This window comes from Kitasatospora sp. NPDC058492 (assembly GCF_042720685.1).
GTDB lineage: Bacteria > Actinomycetota > Actinomycetes > Streptomycetales > Streptomycetaceae > Kitasatospora.
This window is the reverse complement of record NZ_JBHXMU010000033.1, coordinates 1-14,951: the sequence shown is the minus strand read 5'-3', so window position 1 is coordinate 14,951 and position 14,951 is coordinate 1. Positions and strand designations below refer to the sequence as shown.

Genomic DNA, 14,951 nt, shown 5'->3' with positions numbered 1-14,951 from the left:
AACGCCACCGGGGAGGCCATGGACACGCGAACTGCCCGACCACTACGGCCACCTGCCGCTGCCGCCGCCCGCGCACGCCCGGACCGACCGTCACCGCGGGGCCGCCCCGGCCCCCCAACGTACGCCGAAGCGCCGGGCCGCGCGGCGGTTCAGGCACAGACGCCGGGGCGCGCTCAGCCCAGCAGGGGCTCGGTGTCGCCGTGCGCGATGAGGAGCTTGCGCAGCAGGGTGTCGAGTTGGGCGCGCTCGTCGGCGTCGAGGCCCGCGAGGATGTGCTCCTCGTTGCGGACGTGGCCGGCCAGCGCCGCGTCGATGAGGTCCTTGCCGGCCGGGGTGAGGCGGACCAGCACGGCGCGGCGGTCGTCGGGGCTGGGGTTGCGCTCGACCAGGCCTTTGGCGGAGAGACGGTCGACCCGGTTGGTGATGGCGCCGGAGGTGACCATGGCGGCCTTGAGGAGGGCGCGGGCGTTGAGCTCGTAGGGTTCGCCGGAGCGGCGCAGGGTGGCCAGGACGTCGAACTCGGAGGAGTCCAGGCCGCAGGAGCCGAAGTACTCGCGCAGGGCGCCGTCGACGCGGACGTTGAGGCGTCGCAGCCGGCCGATCAGGCCGATGGCCTCGGTGTTCAGGTCGGGGCGGGTCCTGGTCCACTGCTCGACGATCTCGTCGACGGTGTCGCGCTGCTGCATGGCCTGACGCCTCCTCGGTTGCCGCCTGCCGGGGCTCGGGGCCGGGGCTCACGGCTGGACTGCGGGTAACTATCTTAACATTCACATACTTGACGTTCACCCACCCAGAGGCGTACTAATTATCTCAACGTTCAGATAATCAACGTTGAGGGGGATGCCATGGGTGGAACACGCGCAGGAGTGGCCGTCACGGCGGCACTCGCCCCGGCGGCCTGGGGCACGACCTACCTGGTCACCACACAGCTCCTACCCGAAGGCCGTCCACTGCTGCTCGCCGCCCTCCGGGCCCTCCCGGCCGGACTGCTCCTCCTGCTCATCGGCCGCAAACTGCCCAAGGGGCGCTGGTGGGGGCGCGCAGCCGCGCTCGGGATGCTCAACATCGGGCTGTTCTTCCCGCTCACCTTCGTCGGCGCCTACCGCCTGCCCGGCGGCGTCGCCGCCACCATCGGCGCGATCCAGCCGCTGCTCGTGACCGGCCTCTCGATCGGCGTCCTCGGCGTACGGCCCGGACGGCGGGCACTGCTCGCAGGGCTCGCCGGCGTCGGCGGCGTCGCCCTGCTGGTACTGAAGAGCGGCGCACGACTGGACGCCACCGGGATCGCCGCCATGGTCGGTGCGATCGCACTGATGGCCACGGGCACCGTCCTCACCCGCCGCTGGGGCCGCCCGGAAGGGGCCACCCTGCTCGACCTGACGGCCTGGCAGCTACTCGCCGGATCACTGTTCCTCGTCCCGCTCGCGGCCGTCGTCGAAGGCGCGCCGCCCGCACTCAGCGGCGCCAACCTCGCCGGGTTCGCCTACCTCGGGCTGTTCAGCACCGCGCTCGGCTACGTCCTCTGGTTCCGCGGCATCGACCGCCTCGGCGCCGGACCGGCCTCCTTCCTCGGCCTGATCAACCCGGTCGTCGCGACCGTGGGCGGCCTCGTCGTCCTCGGCCAGACCCTCACCCGCTGGCAACTCCTCGGCCTGCTGCTCGCCCTCGGCGCCATGCTCGCCGGCCAGGCCCCCACCCGAAAGCCCACTCCCGACACCGACACCGACACCGCCACCGTCCCCGACGCCCCCACGCTCGCCCCGGCCACCCGCTGACCACCGACCGCCCGGACAAGGAACCCACCATGCACTACGTCCTCATCACCCGCACCGACCACACCCCGGACGCCGCCCTCGGCCACTACCTCGCCAACGTCGGCGCCACCATGGAGCCCTACCAGGGCCGCCTGCTCGCCTTCGACACCCCGGCCCGCCTGGAAGGCGAGACCGCCTACACCAAGACCGCCATCCTCGAATTCCCCACCGCGGCCGACGCCGACGGCTGGTACCACTCCCCCGCCTACCAGGCCCTCGCCACCTGGCGCATCACCACCATGGGCCACCCCGTCACCATCACCACCGTCCCCGGCCTACCCGCCTAACCCCACCCCCGCCCCCACCCACCAACACAGCAACACACCGCAGCCCCGCCGGTCCCCACCGGCGGGGCCCGGCTCGTCAGCGGCCAGCGCACTCCCACCAACTGCACTGCCGGCCACTCCGGTTCGACCTTCGCGCGTGGCGTGTGACGCCCCCAGGCGGGTAGACGACGGTTAGCCTGAACCAACTGGCGCGAAAGGAATGGGATGGCCTGATGGTCGATTCCGACGGCGTGCGCACTGCGATCGCCGCACAGATCGAGGCGTTCACCCAGGGGGCCGACGCGGGCGTGCGCAGCGTCCTGGTCAAGACACTCGGCAACCCGCAGCTCACCGTCGCCCACCATGCGGACCTCGTGCTGCCCGCCGCGAGCCTGGCGAAGATGATCCTGGGGGTCGCGCTCTTCGAGTGGGCCGAGCGCGGCGAAGTCGACCTGGACGCCCGGGTTCGCATCGGATCCCTTCCCGGCACCATGTACCCGAGCGTGCTCCAGGCCCTCGACCCTGATTCGACCGTCACCGTACGGGAGTTGTGCGGTTTCACCCTGGTGACCAGTGACAATCCAGCCGCCGAGCACCTTCGCGCGGTGCTGGGGCAGGACCGGATCGACTCCACGATCAAGACACTCGGGCTGCACGCGACCCTCTTCCCGGCAGGGTTCTCCGAGCGTGAACTCGGCCCCCTCGGACGCGCCAACACCACCACCGCCGAGGACATGCTGCGGCTGGTCGAGCACATCGACCGGGCGCCGCATCTGGAGCCGATCCGCCGGTACCTGGTCAACTACTTGAGGAACGACAGGATTCCGTCCCGGCTGGACGACGATGTCCCGGTGCGGCACAAGACCGGCAGCCTGCGCGGCATCGTCAACGATGCGGGCATCGTCCTCCACCCGGCCACCCCCATCGCCATGGTGTTCCTGACGAACAATCAGTCCGATAACGTTCTTACGGCGCAGGAGATCGGGGAAGTCTCCGAGCGGATCGTCCGGATCATCGCAGACGGTGCGGCGCTCTGACGTCGCCCACGGGGGTGCCGCATGGCCGTGTCTCGAGAGCGACAACTGCGCAAGATCCTGGCGCTCGTCAACATCCTCGCCCTCACCACGGGACTGGCGTGTGTGGTGGCGGCCGCGCTGCTGACCCACCAGCAGGTCGTCGCCACCGTTCTCAGCCTCATCGGCGGCGCCTTCGTCTCGGCCGCGGCCGTGACTCTGGCCATCGGATCCCTCACCGTGCGGGAGACCACGGAGCAGGTGGACAGCGCTGTCCTTCGCGGCATGCAGGACGTCCTCGGCCCGGTACGCGATCCGCTGTTCTCCGGCGCGCTGTCCGCCTACCGCTACGACTGCCTGCTCTCACCTGCGCCGGCAGGCGACGCCCACCCCGACTACCTCTACCAGAGCTTCCGGATCTCCTACCGGATCGACGTCCTCCCCAAAACGGTGACCATCGCCTGTCTCGCCTCCAACGACGATGCCGGCCTGGACGGATTCACCGGGCCGGAGTGCCTGCTCCGGTGGATGATCGACGACAACCTGGACCCGGACGATCCCGAGGTCTTCACCATCGGAGCGGTCCGGGTGGACAACCGGGACCTGGAACGCAGGCCCTCGACACATGAGACCGTCGCCGGCGGGCGAGCCCGGATCGACCACTTCTCGGTACCCCGCGACGCCCAGGTCACCGTGGGCCATCTCGTCGAGCTGAGCATCACGGCACGCAAGTTCGTGGGCAACGATCGCCGGGTCCGCATCCAGGCTCAGGTGTTCCGCCACGTCACCGATGCCGAGTACCGGCTCACCATCGACCCTGCTCTCAAACCTACCCGCCTGAGCGTGAACGCCTCGGAGATCAGCGCGCTCGGGGCGGCCCACGGCGCCAGTGTCCGGGCCACCTTCCCCGCTCCGTTCAACAACACGGCGGGGCTGATCCAGTTGCCCTTCCCGCTCCAGCCGGGGAGCGTCATGGCGTTCACCATCGACCGGGACGTGGCCTGAGCTGCGGTGCCGTGGCGCACCCTCAGCCGGTGGCGCGGATGTAGATGTCGGCGGCGCCGGGGATGGTGGCGACGTAGATGCGGCGGGTGGTCTGGGGGTGGGTGGGGGGCGCGGTGGGGGTGAGGGAAGGGGTGGGGGTAGGCGTCGGGGTGGGGGTTGGGGTCGGGGGGAGGGTGACGGAGGGGGTGGGCTCGGGGGTGTCGTCGTCGAGGTCCGGGGTGGGGTCGGCGTCGGGGTCGGGGTCGGGTTCGGGTTCGGCGTCGGGGTCGGCGGCCTGGAGGCCGGGGGGTGCTGCGGGTGCCGGGGGTGCCGGGTCTGCGGTGGTGGCGTCGGGGGTGGGTGACGGGGTGGGGGTGGGCTCAGGGTCCGGGGGGAGTTCGGGGGCCTCGGCCGGGCCGTCGCCGCCGAGGGCGGCGGTGAGGTCGGCGGGGAGGGGGGCGGTGGGGCCGGGGGCCGGGAGGTCGTAGGCGCGCAGGAAGTCGCCGAGGCCGACGTCCTTGCCCGCGACGCGGTAGTGCAGGTAGGCGATGGGGGCGCCGTCGGGGGTGTGGGTGTAGATGGCGCCGACGGGGACGTAGGAGCGGCCGACGCCGGGGTGCTGGGAGGGGTGGAGGCCGGCGAGGAGTTCGGCCCGGTCGCGGTCGGTCTCGCGGCCGACGCGGCCGGCGGTGAGCGAGTTGACGCCGCGCACCACGAGGGCGGCCGCGACGGACACGCAGAGGACCAGTCCGACGGCGACGGTGCGCCGCAGGACGGGTCGGCCGTGCAGGGCCGGCCAGGAGTCGGTGACCGCGCGCTCGGGCGGGATGCCGTCCACGTTTGTCGTTCCCCCGTTCGATCAGGACGTCATTGTGCTCGACGAGGGACCGTAGCCGAGAGTTCCTCAGCCCAGGTAGGCGGGGGCGACCGCGGCCTGGGTGACCCGCCGGGGGGCGCCGCCGCCGTCGGCGGGGACGGTCCACAGGTCGGCGCCGTAGTCGCCGGGCAGAGCGTAGAGGAGGGTGCCGGTGTCCGACCAGACGGCCTGGTCGTCGATGTTGCGCTGTTCGGCGGTGGCGGTCTCGGTCATGGTGGCGAGGTCGAGGACGTACAGGCGCCAGGGGGCGTCGGGGGACAGGCCGGGGACGCGCTTCTTGTAGGCGATGCGGGTGCCGTCCGGGGAGAGCGAGGGGCACTCGACGTTCTCGTGCAGGGTGGTGAGGGTGTGGGCGGCGAGGTCGCCGCGGACGAGGTGGGTGTGGCCGCCGGTGGCGAGGGTCGCGTAGAAGGTGTTGTCGTCGGCGAAGGTCACGCCCCAGATGTTGATGTCGTGGGCCTGGTAGGGGTGGCCGTCCTTGATCACGTCGAAGGTCTCCAGGTTGTCCCGGAGGTTCCAGTCGCGGACGTCGACGATGGAGGTGCGGGTGGAGAAGTCGGTGCCCGCGTAGGAGTCGCCGCTGACGAAGACCGTCCAGGCGGCGAGGTGCCCGGACGGGGAGACCCGGGAGCGGGTGGGGATGCCGGCCGCCGGGTAGGAGCGCCGTTCGCGCAGGTGGTCGTCGAGGACGACGGCGCGGTAGGTGTCCTCCAGGGCGCCGTGCTGGGCCTGGAGGCAGATGCCGGTGCCGGCGGCGGCGTAGAAGCGCAGGCACTGGACGCCGGAGGCGGTGCGCGGGCCGTCCGGGCGGTCGGCGGGGACGGCGGTGAGTTCGTCGCGGTGCGGGCCCCAGGCCATGTTGCGGAAGACCAGCTTCCGCCCCTCGGAGGGCTTTTGCAGGGTGACGGCGCCCTCGGTGACGGCGGGGCCGCCGGGCTGGGCCTGGTCGCGCCGGGCGGTGCGGTCGGCGGCGTGGAGGACGGCCCCGGTGCCGACGGCGCCGAGCAGCAGGACGGCGACCAGGAGGATGATCACCCTGGTCCGGTTCTGGAGTCGGTTCACGGGCTCTCCTCGACGGTGGTGGCGGCGGGTTCACGCAGGACGGCGGCCGCGCCGAGCACGCAGAGCGCGAGCGCCCCCGCCGACCAGCCCAGCGCGCCGGTGCCGCCGACCGCGCTCCACAGCGCGCCGAACAGCAGCGAGCAGGCGAACCGGGCGAGCGCCTGCCCGGTGCCGACCAGGGCGAGCCCGGCACCGCGCTGCCCGGCCGGGACGGCGTCGGCCGCGGCGGCGGCGAGCACGCCGTCGGTGGCCGCGTAGAAGGCGCCGTGCAGCACGAGGACGCAGACGGCCACCGCCGGGCCGCCGGCCGGTGAGAGCAGCAGCCCGTACGCGAGCAGCAGCAGCACGTGCCCGCCGAGGAAGAGCCGGCGGCGGCCGATCCGGTCGGCGAGGGCGCCGAGCGGGACGGCGAGCAGCAGGAAGGCAGCGGCGGTGCCGAGCGGCAGCAGCGGGAACAGGTCGACGGAGAGGCCGAGCCGGCGCTGGACGAGGAGGTAGAGGAAGGAGTCGCTGACGGTGGTGAGTCCGAGCAGGACGGCGCAGAGCGTGAGCCGTCGCAGCCCGGGCAGCCGCAGCAGGGTGAGGCTGTCGCGCAGCGAGGGAACGGCAGTTGACGGATCGTCGGTCGACGGTCGGTTCGGCACGAACAGCAGCAGGACCAGCACGCCGAGGGCGGCGACGCACGCGCTGACCGTGAACACCGCGTTGTAGCCGTGCCGTTCGCCGCCGTCGGCGAGCATCGGCCCGCCCGCCAGGCGCAGCACGAGGAAGGCGGTGAGCGGGCCGAGCAGGGCGCCGGCGGTGTCCATCGCCCGGTGCACGCCGAACGCCCGTCCGCGGTGGGCGGGTTCGGTGGAGAGCGAGATCATCGCGTCCCGGGGTGCGGTGCGCAGGCCCTTGCCGGTGCGGTCGACGGCGATCACGGCGCCGATCAGCGGCACGGTGTGGACGAGCAGCAGCAGCGGTTTGCAGAGCGCGGACAGGCCGTAGCCGACGGCCGCGACGGTCTTGTGGCGGGCGGCGCCGTCGCGGCCGCGGCGGTCGGCGAGGTGGCCCCCGGCGAGGCGGACGAGCGCGCTGAACCCGTTCTGGATGCCGTCCAGCAGCCCGAAGCCGAGCGGGGAGAGGCCGAGACCGGTGAGCAGGTAGAGCGGCAGGACGGCGGTGACCATCTCGGAGGAGATGTCGGTGACCAGGCTGACGGCGCCGAGGGCGAGCACCGTCCCGGGTACGGCGCGCAGGGCGGCGCCGCGCCGCCCCGGCGGCTCCGTTGCGGAGGCCGGGGCGGCGGGGGCCTTGGAGCTGCGGGAGTCCGCGACGTACACGGGCGTCAGTTCCAGATGCCGGTGATGTCGGTGGCGTTGGCGGCGTTGCCCGCGTGGGCGGTCAGCCCGGCGAGGTCCTCCAGGGTGCGCAGCACGTTGTAGTGGTTGTAGGTGGTGCCGGTGCTGCTGCCGGGGGTGACGTGGGCGCCGTAGAAGACGGTCGGGATGCGGTTGCCGGCGAGGCGGTTGTCCTCGTCGAAGGTGACCACGAGCAGGCTGTTGTGGCTCTTGGCCCAGGTGGCGTAGGCGGCGAGGTTGGTCTGCAGCCAGGTGTCACCGGTGCCGACGGAACAGTCGTGCATGTCGTTGCACAGGTCCGGGATGACGAAGGAGACCTTGGGCAGGGTGGTGTAGTCGGTCGGGAAGGCGTCCATGCCGTAGGCACTGGAGGCGGGCACGTTGCCGAAGCCGAACCACGGGTCGTGCTTCTGCGCGTAGTTGTCGACGCGGCAGTCGGTGGCGCCCTGGGCGGGCAGGCCCTCGTTGTAGCTGGCCCAGGTCTGGCCGGCGGCGAGCAGTTCGGAGCCCAGGTTGGGCTGCTGGAGGGCGCCGACGTCGACGCAGCTGTCGTCGGTGACGCCCTGCGCGCTGCCGGAGAACAGCATGTAGTAGTTGGGCTGGCTGGGGTGGGTGAGCGCGAAGGACTGGGTGAGCGCGGCGCCGCCGGCGACCAGCGTGTTGTTGATGTACGGCGCGCTGGAGCTGCTGCCGATGACCTGCGAGTAGGCGTGGTTCTCCATCACCACGACGATCACGTGGTCGGGCGAGGGCAGCCCGCCGGCGGTGTCGGCGGCCGCGCTGCCGCCGGCGGCCCACAGGCCGAGCGAGCCGCCGACGAGGCCGAGCCCGGCGGCGAGGGCGGTGAGGGGCCGGCGGAGCGGGCGGCGGGAGGGGCGGCGGGGGGACGTGGTTCCGGGGGTGCGGAGTCGTGCGAAGGCCATCGGGTCCTCCGTGCGTCGGGGCTGCCTGGTTGGAGCGCCGAGAACAGTAGGATCGCGCCGTGTCGTGTACCGCACAAGACAAGTGAAGAACAGGCGAACAGCTGCCGCCCGTCGGCGGTCCACGTCACAGCCGCCCCGATTGACCCGTTCCGACCGGGCGTGGTGGGATCACGGGGGCCCTTGTGGCGGGATCACGGATGCTCGTGTGCGGGGATCACCGGGCTCGCGGGGCTCGCGGGGCTTTGGGTGAAGGAGCGGGACGTGATCGGACTGGTCGCCCTCAACGGGACGGGCCGCCTGCTGGCCGACGAGATCCACGCCGCCTGGCCGGAGACCACCCGCATCCACACCGCGGTGGCCAGTGCCTGCTTCGGTCCGACCGAGGCCCTGGACTACGCCCTCGGCCGCAACGACCTGGTGGTCTGCCTCGCGCCGGTCGCGGCCACCGCGCAACTGCTGATCGACGGCTCGCACCTGCGCCCGGGCGGGCCCGGCCTGGTCAGCCTGGACCTGAACCTGCGCTACGCCGTCCCGCTGACCGGCCGCGACAGCGGCGCCGACGAACTGGCCGAGGAACTCGCCGCCCTGCTCGGCGTCCGGGCCGTCCTGACCGGCAGCCCTCCCCCGGCCACCGCCCGGCCCTTCGCGCACCTGGTCGGTCACGCGTCGACGTACACCCGCGGGCCGCGCGGCTCAGCGGCCTCGCGGGCGCTCGCCGAGGGCCGGCCGGTCCGGCTGGAGAGCGACCTGGCGCACCCGCTGCCGGCCCTGCCGCCCTCCGCCCGAGCCGACGCGCCCGCCGACGCCCCCGTCCTGCGGGTCACCGACCGCACCCACCCCGACGAGGACGTGCTCCTCGTGCACCCGCGCACCCTGGTCGTCGGGGTCGGCGCGGGCGGCGGCGCCACGGACTCCGAGCTGATGCGGCTGATCACGGACACCCTGGCCGAACACGGCCTGGCCCGCGCCTCGATCGCCCGGCTGGCGACGGTGGCCGGCAAGGCGGACCACCCGGAGGTGCGCTGGGCCGCGTTCTGCCTCGGCGGGGTGCCGGTGGACGAGCACCCGGCGGCGGACCTGGCCGCGGTGGCCGTGCCGAACCCGTCGGACCTGGTCGGCGCCGCCGTCGGCACCGCGAGCGTCGCCGAGGCGGCCGCCCTGGCGAGCGCCCCCGGTGGCGAGCTCGTCGCCACCAAACGGAAGTCCGCCGCGGCGACGGTCGCGATCGCCCGGGCGGCGGTCCGCGGACGCCTCGCCGTCGTCGGACTCGGACCGGGCGCGCACGACCTGCTGGTGCCGCGCGCGCTGGCGGAACTGCGGCGCGCGTCGACGGTCGTGGGCGCGCCGGGCGCGGTCGGGGCGGTCGCCGAGCTGCTGCGGCCCGGGACCAGGCGGATCGCGACGGACGACGGCGCCGGAGCGGCCACCGGCGCGGCCGTCGACATGGCTGTCGACCTGGCTGTCGACATGGGTGTTGACCTGGCCGTCGACCTGGCCGCGCACGGGCACGCCGTGGCGCTGGTCGCCCTCGGCGACGGCGCGGCGCTGCGCGTGCCGCCGGGCGCGTACGACGTCCACCGCGTCCCGGGGCTGCCCCTCCAACCGCTCGCCCCCGATGTGCCCGCCCACCCGCAAGGAGACCCCGCGTGACCGCCCCCGAACCCGACCTGCGCCACCACGGCGACGCCGAGGTGCGCGCCGGCGGGTCCGGCCTGGTCGACCTCGCCGTCAACGTCCGCACCGGCACACCCCCGGCCTGGCTGCGCGACCGGCTCGCTGCCACCCTCGGCGACCTCGCCGCCTACCCCGACCAGGGCGCCGCCCGCGCGGCGGTGGCCGCCCGGCACCGGCGGCCCGCCGACGAGGTGCTGCTCACCTCGGGGGCGGCGGAGGCCTTCGTCCTGCTGGCCCGCGTCCTGACGGCACGTCATATCGTCGTGGTGCACCCGCAGTTCACCGAACCCGAGGCGGCGCTGCGGGACGCCGGGCACCAGGTGCACCGGGTACTGCTGTCCCCCGAGGACGGGTTCCGGCTGGGGGCCGTCCCGGAGGAGGCCGACCTGGTCGTCCTCGGCAACCCCACCAACCCGACCTCCGTCCTGCACCCCGCCGACGCCGTCGCCGCACTCGCCCGCCCCGGACGCACCCTGGTGGTCGACGAGGCGTTCATGGACACCGTGCCCGGCGAACGCGAGTCCCTCGCCCCGGCCCGGGACCTGCCCGGCCAGGTCGTCGTCCTGCGCAGCCTCACCAAGACCTGGGGCCTGGCCGGACTGCGGATCGGCTACGTCCTCGGGCCCGCACCGCTGATCGCCGCGCTCGGCGCCGCCCAACCGCTCTGGCCGGTCTCCACCCCCGCGCTGGCCGCCGCCGAGGCGTGCAGCGGCCCGGCCGCGCTGGCCGAGGCGGAGGAGGCCGCCGCCGAACTGGCCTTGTGGCGGAGCTACTTGCTGAAGGGCTTGGCCGCCTTCCCGACTCTTCGGGTGTACGGCGAGCCGGCCGCGTCCTTCGTCCTGGTACGGCTGCCGGGCGCGGCGGCCGTCCGGGAGCGGCTGCGCGGGCGCGGCTTCGCCGTCCGGCGCGGGGACACCTTCCCGGGGCTGGGCGAGGAGTGGCTGCGGATCGCCGTCCGGGACGAGGCCACCACCGACCGCTTCCTGGACGCCCTCGCCGCCGTTCTCACCCCACCGCCTCCCGCCCTGCCCCGCCTCGGCCCAGCCTGATCGCATCCCCCACCGCGACCCGGCCGGGTACCAGCACCTGCGCGTACACCCCCGCACAGGGCAGCGCGGGCATGCCCTCCAGCGGGACCAGGCGGTTCCGCTCGGCCGGGACGCGCAGGGCGGACGTGCTCCGGGGCAGCGGGCCGTGCCGCAGGGTCGGGACGGCACAGCGCGGCGTGGGCACCACGATGCGCAGCCGCAGCACCGGCCCGATCGTCAACTCCCGCCCCACCCAAGCGTTCTCGACATACCCCTCACCCTCGGTGCGGATCACCAGGTTCGGGCGGTAGCGCTCCGCCTCGGCGCCGGTCGCGGCCAGCGTCGAGGTGGTGACCAGATGCAGCGGGGCGAAGTCGAAGAAGCCGCCGTCCGGCGCGGCCCGGCCCAACTCGTTGACAGTGACGTCGACTTCGGCCTCGATGCCGTGCGCCAGCACCTCCTCCGGCACGGCCCGCTCGATCGTCGCCCCGGGCGGGCGCTCGGCGATCAGGGCGACCTTGCGGCCGAGCGCCGCCGACAGCTCCTCCTCGTCCACGCACCGCCCGTCCGGGCCGGTGATCACCACGCCGCCCGCCGTGGTCGCCGCCGTGTAACCGAGCAGGCCCGCCCACAGCCGCGGGTTCTTGGCGCTGGCGACCTTCCCGGTGTCGAGGTCGAGCAGGGCGCGGCCGCGGTCCCGCTCCAGGCCGCGCCCGTCCACCCCGACCGCCGCCAACTCCTCCCCCAGCAGCGACTTCACCGGGTAGCGCCGCAGCCGTTCGACCGTCCCGACCCTCATGCCGCGACCGCCCATTCGCGCAGGGCCACGAAGTCGGCGGCCAGCAGGCCGATTCGGGGGTTGACGTGGAACGTGAGTGCCGGGGCGGGGTGGTGGGCGGCTATCCAGGCGGTGTCCTGCGGGCCGAGTTCGTCGTCCACCCAGACGAACGGGCGGCCGTCCGCCCAGGCGACCACGTCCCGGGTCTTCCAGTGCAGGCCGTCCGGGTCCTCCCCGAACAGGTCCGTCCACTGGATGTAGGGGAGTTCGGGCAGGCCGAGGTTCGGGCCGATGTGGGTGTTCGCCTCGCCCATCCAGCCGGTGGCCCACACCAGTTCGTAGGGCAGGCCGAGCAGTTCCGGCCCGTGCGCCGGGTTCAGCCACACCCGCAGCGGCTTCGCCCGCGCGCCGGAGTAGCGCGCCTGCCGGTCCGCCCACCAGGTCGGGAGCAGGCGGTGGGTGTCGTACCCCTCCGGCCGCCGGGTCTTCGGCGCGGCGTAGGGGTTGAGCGGTCCGTCCACGTCGAGGAGGAGCAGGGGCAGCGTCATGCCGTGAATTCTCCGGCCGCCCCGGCGGATTGACCAGCGGTTTGCGGGTTCACGGCCGGTGCCACAGGTTGCGGGCGGCCAGCAGCGGCAGCACGCCCTCGCCGAACCAGTACGCCTCCTCCAGGTGCGGCATGCCCGACAGCACGAACTCGTCGATCCCCAGCTCGTGGTACTCGGTGATCAGGTCCGCGACCTCCCGGTGGCTGCCCACCAGGGCCGTCCCGGCACCGCCGCGCAGCAGGCCGATCCCGGCCCACAGCCCCGGGTACACCTCCAGCCGCTCGGCCGAGCCGCCGTGCAGCGCGAGCATCCGCCGCTGGCCCTCCGACTCGCTCTCGGCGAGCGCCCGCTGGGTCTGGCGCACGCGCCCCGGGTCCATTCCGGCGAGCAGCCGCTCGGTCTCCGCCCAGGCCTGCGCGGCGGTGTCCCGGGTGATCACGTGCAGCCGGATCCCGAACCGCACCACCCGTCCGCGGGCGGCGGCGAGTTCGCGGATCCAGCGGACCTTCTCCCGCACCTGGGCGGGCGGTTCGCCCCAGGTCAGGTAGACGTCCGCGGACTGCGCCGCGACCTCGCCGGCCGCCGGGGACGAGCCGCCGAAGTACACCGTCGGCACCGGCTCCGGCAGCCGGTTCAGCCGGGCCCGCTCGACCCGCAGATGGGGCCCGTGGTGGTCGACCGTCTCGCCCGCCCACAGCCGCCGGACGATGTCCAGGAACTCCCCGGTCCGCGCGTACCGGGCGTCCTTGTCCAGGAAGTCCCCGTAGGCGCGCTGCTCGGCGGACTCGCCGCCGGTCACCACGTTCAGCAGCAGCCGCCCGCCGGACTGCCGTTGGTACGTCGCGGCCATCTGCGCGGCCAGCGTCGGGCTGATCTGTCCGGGCCGGAACGCCACCAGGTACTTCAGCCGCTCCGTCACCTGCGTCAGCATCGCCGTCGTCAGCCAGGCGTCCTCGCACCACGCGCCGGTCGGTGTCAGCACCCCCTCGAACCCCAACTGCTCGGCGCTGCGGGCGACCTGCCCCAGGTACCCCAGGCTCGGCGGCCGGTCCGCACCCGCCACCCCCGGTGTGGACCCGTGCCCACCCCCGACGATCTGCCGGCTGTCACCGTTGGTGGGAAGGAACCAGTGGAACACGAGCGACATGGACGGACACACTCCTACGCCGGGTTGCCTGCGGGATGAGGACGGAGACACTCACCGGCAACACGCGGCCGCGCACACCCGCACCAGGTCCACGTGCAGACGTCGCACGAGGACACGGCGGGCGGAAGCGGTCATACGAGCGATTATGCCCGACGACGACGGCCGCCGGCCCTCCCTTGTACGGGAGGACCGGCGGCCGGTGCGCAGCGGGGGCGGATCAGACCTGGCCGGCCTTCTCCAGGGCCTCGCAGCAGGTGTTGATCATGAGGCGGGTGACGACGTAGGGGTCGATGTTGGCGTTCGGGCGACGGTCCTCGATGTAGCCCTTCTGCTCCACCTCGACCTGCCACGGGATGCGGACCGAGGCGCCGCGGTTGGAGACGCCGTAGCTGTAGACGTTCCACGGGGCGGTCTCGTGCTTGCCGGTCAGGCGGGACTGGATGTCGTCGCCGTACTGGCTGACGTGCTCCAGCACCTTGTCCTGGGAGGCACCGAGGGACTCGCAGGCGGTGATGATGGCGTCGTAGCCCTCGCGCATCGCCTTGGTGGAGAAGTTGGTGTGCGCGCCCGCGCCGTTCCAGTCGCCCCTGACCGGCTTGGCGTCCAGGGTGGCGTCGATGCCGAACTCCTCGGCGGTGCGGTACAGCAGGTAGCGGGCGATCCACAGGTCGTCCGAGACGGTCAGCGAGGAGACCGGGCCGATCTGGAACTCCCACTGGCCGGGCATGACCTCGGCGTTGATGCCGCAGATCGCCAGGCCGGCGTCGATGCAGCGGTCCAGGTGCAGCTCGACGATCTCGCGACCGAAGACCTCCTCGGCGCCGATGCCGCAGTAGTAGCCGCCCTGCGGGGCCGGGAAGCCGCCCTCCGGGAAGCCGAGCGGGCGGGAGCCCTTGAAGAAGGTGTACTCCTGCTCGATGCCGAAGATCGACTCCTGGGCCGCGTACTTCTCGTCGACCTCGCGCAGCAGGGCACGGGTGTTGGACGCGTGCGGGGTGCCGTCGGTCTCCAGCACCTCGCACAGGACCAGGATGTTGTCACCGCCGCGGATCGGGTCCGGCACGACCTTCACCGGGTCCAGCACGCGGTCCGAGGCGTGGCCCTCCGCCTGGTTGGTCGAGGAGCCGTCGAAACCCCAGGTCGGGATCTTGTCCGCGTTGGGCAGGACCCGAGTCTTGGAACGGAGCTTCGCGGTCGGCTTGGTGCCGTCGATCCAGATGTACTCGGCCTTGATTGCCACGGCGGTGTACCTCGCATTGCTGGGTGGTGGGTGCCCGCGTAGCGTCGCAAGCCGCCGTTTCCCGGTTGTTCCTCTCGTGTAACGCGGATGTGAACCAACCCTCCGTATTGGCACGGTCACGGTGCGGGAGTGCCAGGGCGGCGCCCGGAGTGGCGGGGGGGGCCCCCCGGGGGGCCAGGTGGAAACCCCGGGGGGCCCGCGCCAGGCGGCCCCGGGGGCGGCACCCCCCCCCCGCGGGGCGGGGCAGAGGGCCG

15 protein-coding genes are annotated in these 14,951 nt (G+C 73.4%); 6 read left to right on the top strand and 9 right to left on the bottom strand.

Features of this window, described 5'->3' with window-relative positions; all coding sequences use genetic code 11:
• Positions 1 to 173 precede the first annotated feature (173 nt).
• On the bottom strand, positions 174 to 686 hold the full coding sequence (locus tag ACFWPI_RS21940; RefSeq protein ID WP_380379946.1) for a MarR family winged helix-turn-helix transcriptional regulator: 513 nt from the start codon (positions 684 to 686) through the stop codon (positions 174 to 176).
• A 159-nt stretch (positions 687 to 845) separates the two neighbouring features.
• On the opposite strand from ACFWPI_RS21940, the gene ACFWPI_RS21935 reads away from it, so the two are divergent.
• From ACFWPI_RS21935 to ACFWPI_RS21920, 4 genes are all read left to right on the top strand, one after another.
• Complete coding sequence (locus ACFWPI_RS21935) at positions 846 to 1,775, top strand: EamA family transporter (protein ID WP_380379944.1); 930 nt, start codon at positions 846 to 848, stop codon at positions 1,773 to 1,775.
• Between the two features lie 29 nt (positions 1,776 to 1,804).
• On the top strand, positions 1,805 to 2,101 hold the full coding sequence (locus tag ACFWPI_RS21930; protein WP_380336192.1) for a DUF1330 domain-containing protein: 297 nt from the start codon (positions 1,805 to 1,807) through the stop codon (positions 2,099 to 2,101).
• Between the two features lie 212 nt (positions 2,102 to 2,313).
• The gene (locus ACFWPI_RS21925) at positions 2,314 to 3,117 is read left to right on the top strand and encodes a serine hydrolase (RefSeq protein ID WP_380379942.1); all 804 of its coding nucleotides are present in this window, start codon (positions 2,314 to 2,316) and stop codon (positions 3,115 to 3,117) included.
• 21 nt (positions 3,118 to 3,138) lie between these two features.
• Positions 3,139 to 4,098, top strand: coding sequence for a hypothetical protein (locus tag ACFWPI_RS21920; RefSeq protein WP_380379939.1), 960 nt, complete (start codon positions 3,139 to 3,141; stop codon positions 4,096 to 4,098).
• A 22-nt stretch (positions 4,099 to 4,120) separates the two neighbouring features.
• Here the strand turns inward: ACFWPI_RS21920 and ACFWPI_RS21915 are convergent, their stop codons facing one another.
• The 4 genes from ACFWPI_RS21915 to ACFWPI_RS21900 all read right to left on the bottom strand — a co-directional run bounded on the left by ACFWPI_RS21915 (position 4,121) and on the right by ACFWPI_RS21900 (position 8,282).
• Positions 4,121 to 4,915, bottom strand: coding sequence for a hypothetical protein (locus ACFWPI_RS21915; protein ID WP_380424984.1), 795 nt, complete (start codon positions 4,913 to 4,915; stop codon positions 4,121 to 4,123).
• Between the two features lie 66 nt (positions 4,916 to 4,981).
• The gene (locus ACFWPI_RS21910; protein WP_063349576.1) at positions 4,982 to 6,016 is read right to left on the bottom strand and encodes a hypothetical protein; all 1,035 of its coding nucleotides are present in this window, start codon (positions 6,014 to 6,016) and stop codon (positions 4,982 to 4,984) included.
• Positions 6,013 to 7,341, bottom strand: coding sequence for an MFS transporter (locus ACFWPI_RS21905; RefSeq protein WP_380380597.1), 1,329 nt, complete (start codon positions 7,339 to 7,341; stop codon positions 6,013 to 6,015). The genes ACFWPI_RS21910 and ACFWPI_RS21905 overlap by 4 nt, the downstream gene beginning before the upstream one ends.
• 5 nt (positions 7,342 to 7,346) lie before the next feature.
• On the bottom strand, positions 7,347 to 8,282 hold the full coding sequence (locus ACFWPI_RS21900; RefSeq protein ID WP_380380595.1) for an alkaline phosphatase family protein: 936 nt from the start codon (positions 8,280 to 8,282) through the stop codon (positions 7,347 to 7,349).
• A gap of 261 nt (positions 8,283 to 8,543) precedes the next feature.
• Here ACFWPI_RS21900 and ACFWPI_RS21895 point away from each other — a divergent pair, with 261 nt between their 5' ends.
• Positions 8,544 to 9,932 (top strand): cobalamin biosynthesis protein, encoded by a 1,389-nt coding sequence (locus ACFWPI_RS21895; protein WP_380380593.1) that lies wholly within the window; start codon positions 8,544 to 8,546, stop codon positions 9,930 to 9,932.
• Complete coding sequence (gene cobC / locus ACFWPI_RS21890; protein ID WP_380380591.1) at positions 9,929 to 11,005, top strand: Rv2231c family pyridoxal phosphate-dependent protein CobC; 1,077 nt, start codon at positions 9,929 to 9,931, stop codon at positions 11,003 to 11,005. Before ACFWPI_RS21895 ends, cobC begins: the two co-directional genes overlap by 4 nt.
• Here cobC and ACFWPI_RS21885 read toward each other — a convergent pair.
• From ACFWPI_RS21885 to glnII, 4 genes are all read right to left on the bottom strand, one after another.
• Positions 10,962 to 11,783 carry an MOSC domain-containing protein gene (locus ACFWPI_RS21885; RefSeq protein WP_380380589.1) on the bottom strand — a complete coding sequence of 274 codons (822 nt, stop codon included), beginning with the start codon at positions 11,781 to 11,783 and terminating at the stop codon, positions 10,962 to 10,964. The two genes, cobC and ACFWPI_RS21885, sit on opposite strands and share 44 nt — an antisense overlap.
• A complete protein-coding gene (locus ACFWPI_RS21880; protein ID WP_380336171.1) occupies positions 11,780 to 12,310 on the bottom strand; it encodes a hypothetical protein in 531 nt (176 codons plus the stop codon). The genes ACFWPI_RS21885 and ACFWPI_RS21880 overlap by 4 nt, the downstream gene beginning before the upstream one ends.
• Before the next feature lie 49 nt (positions 12,311 to 12,359).
• Positions 12,360 to 13,457 carry an LLM class flavin-dependent oxidoreductase gene (locus tag ACFWPI_RS21875; protein ID WP_380336168.1) on the bottom strand — a complete coding sequence of 366 codons (1,098 nt, stop codon included), beginning with the start codon at positions 13,455 to 13,457 and terminating at the stop codon, positions 12,360 to 12,362.
• Between the two features lie 217 nt (positions 13,458 to 13,674).
• Positions 13,675 to 14,697, bottom strand: a complete 1,023-nt coding sequence (glnII, locus tag ACFWPI_RS21870) for a glutamine synthetase (RefSeq protein ID WP_063349568.1) — start codon at positions 14,695 to 14,697, stop codon at positions 13,675 to 13,677.
• Between the last annotated feature and the right edge of the window lie 254 nt (positions 14,698 to 14,951).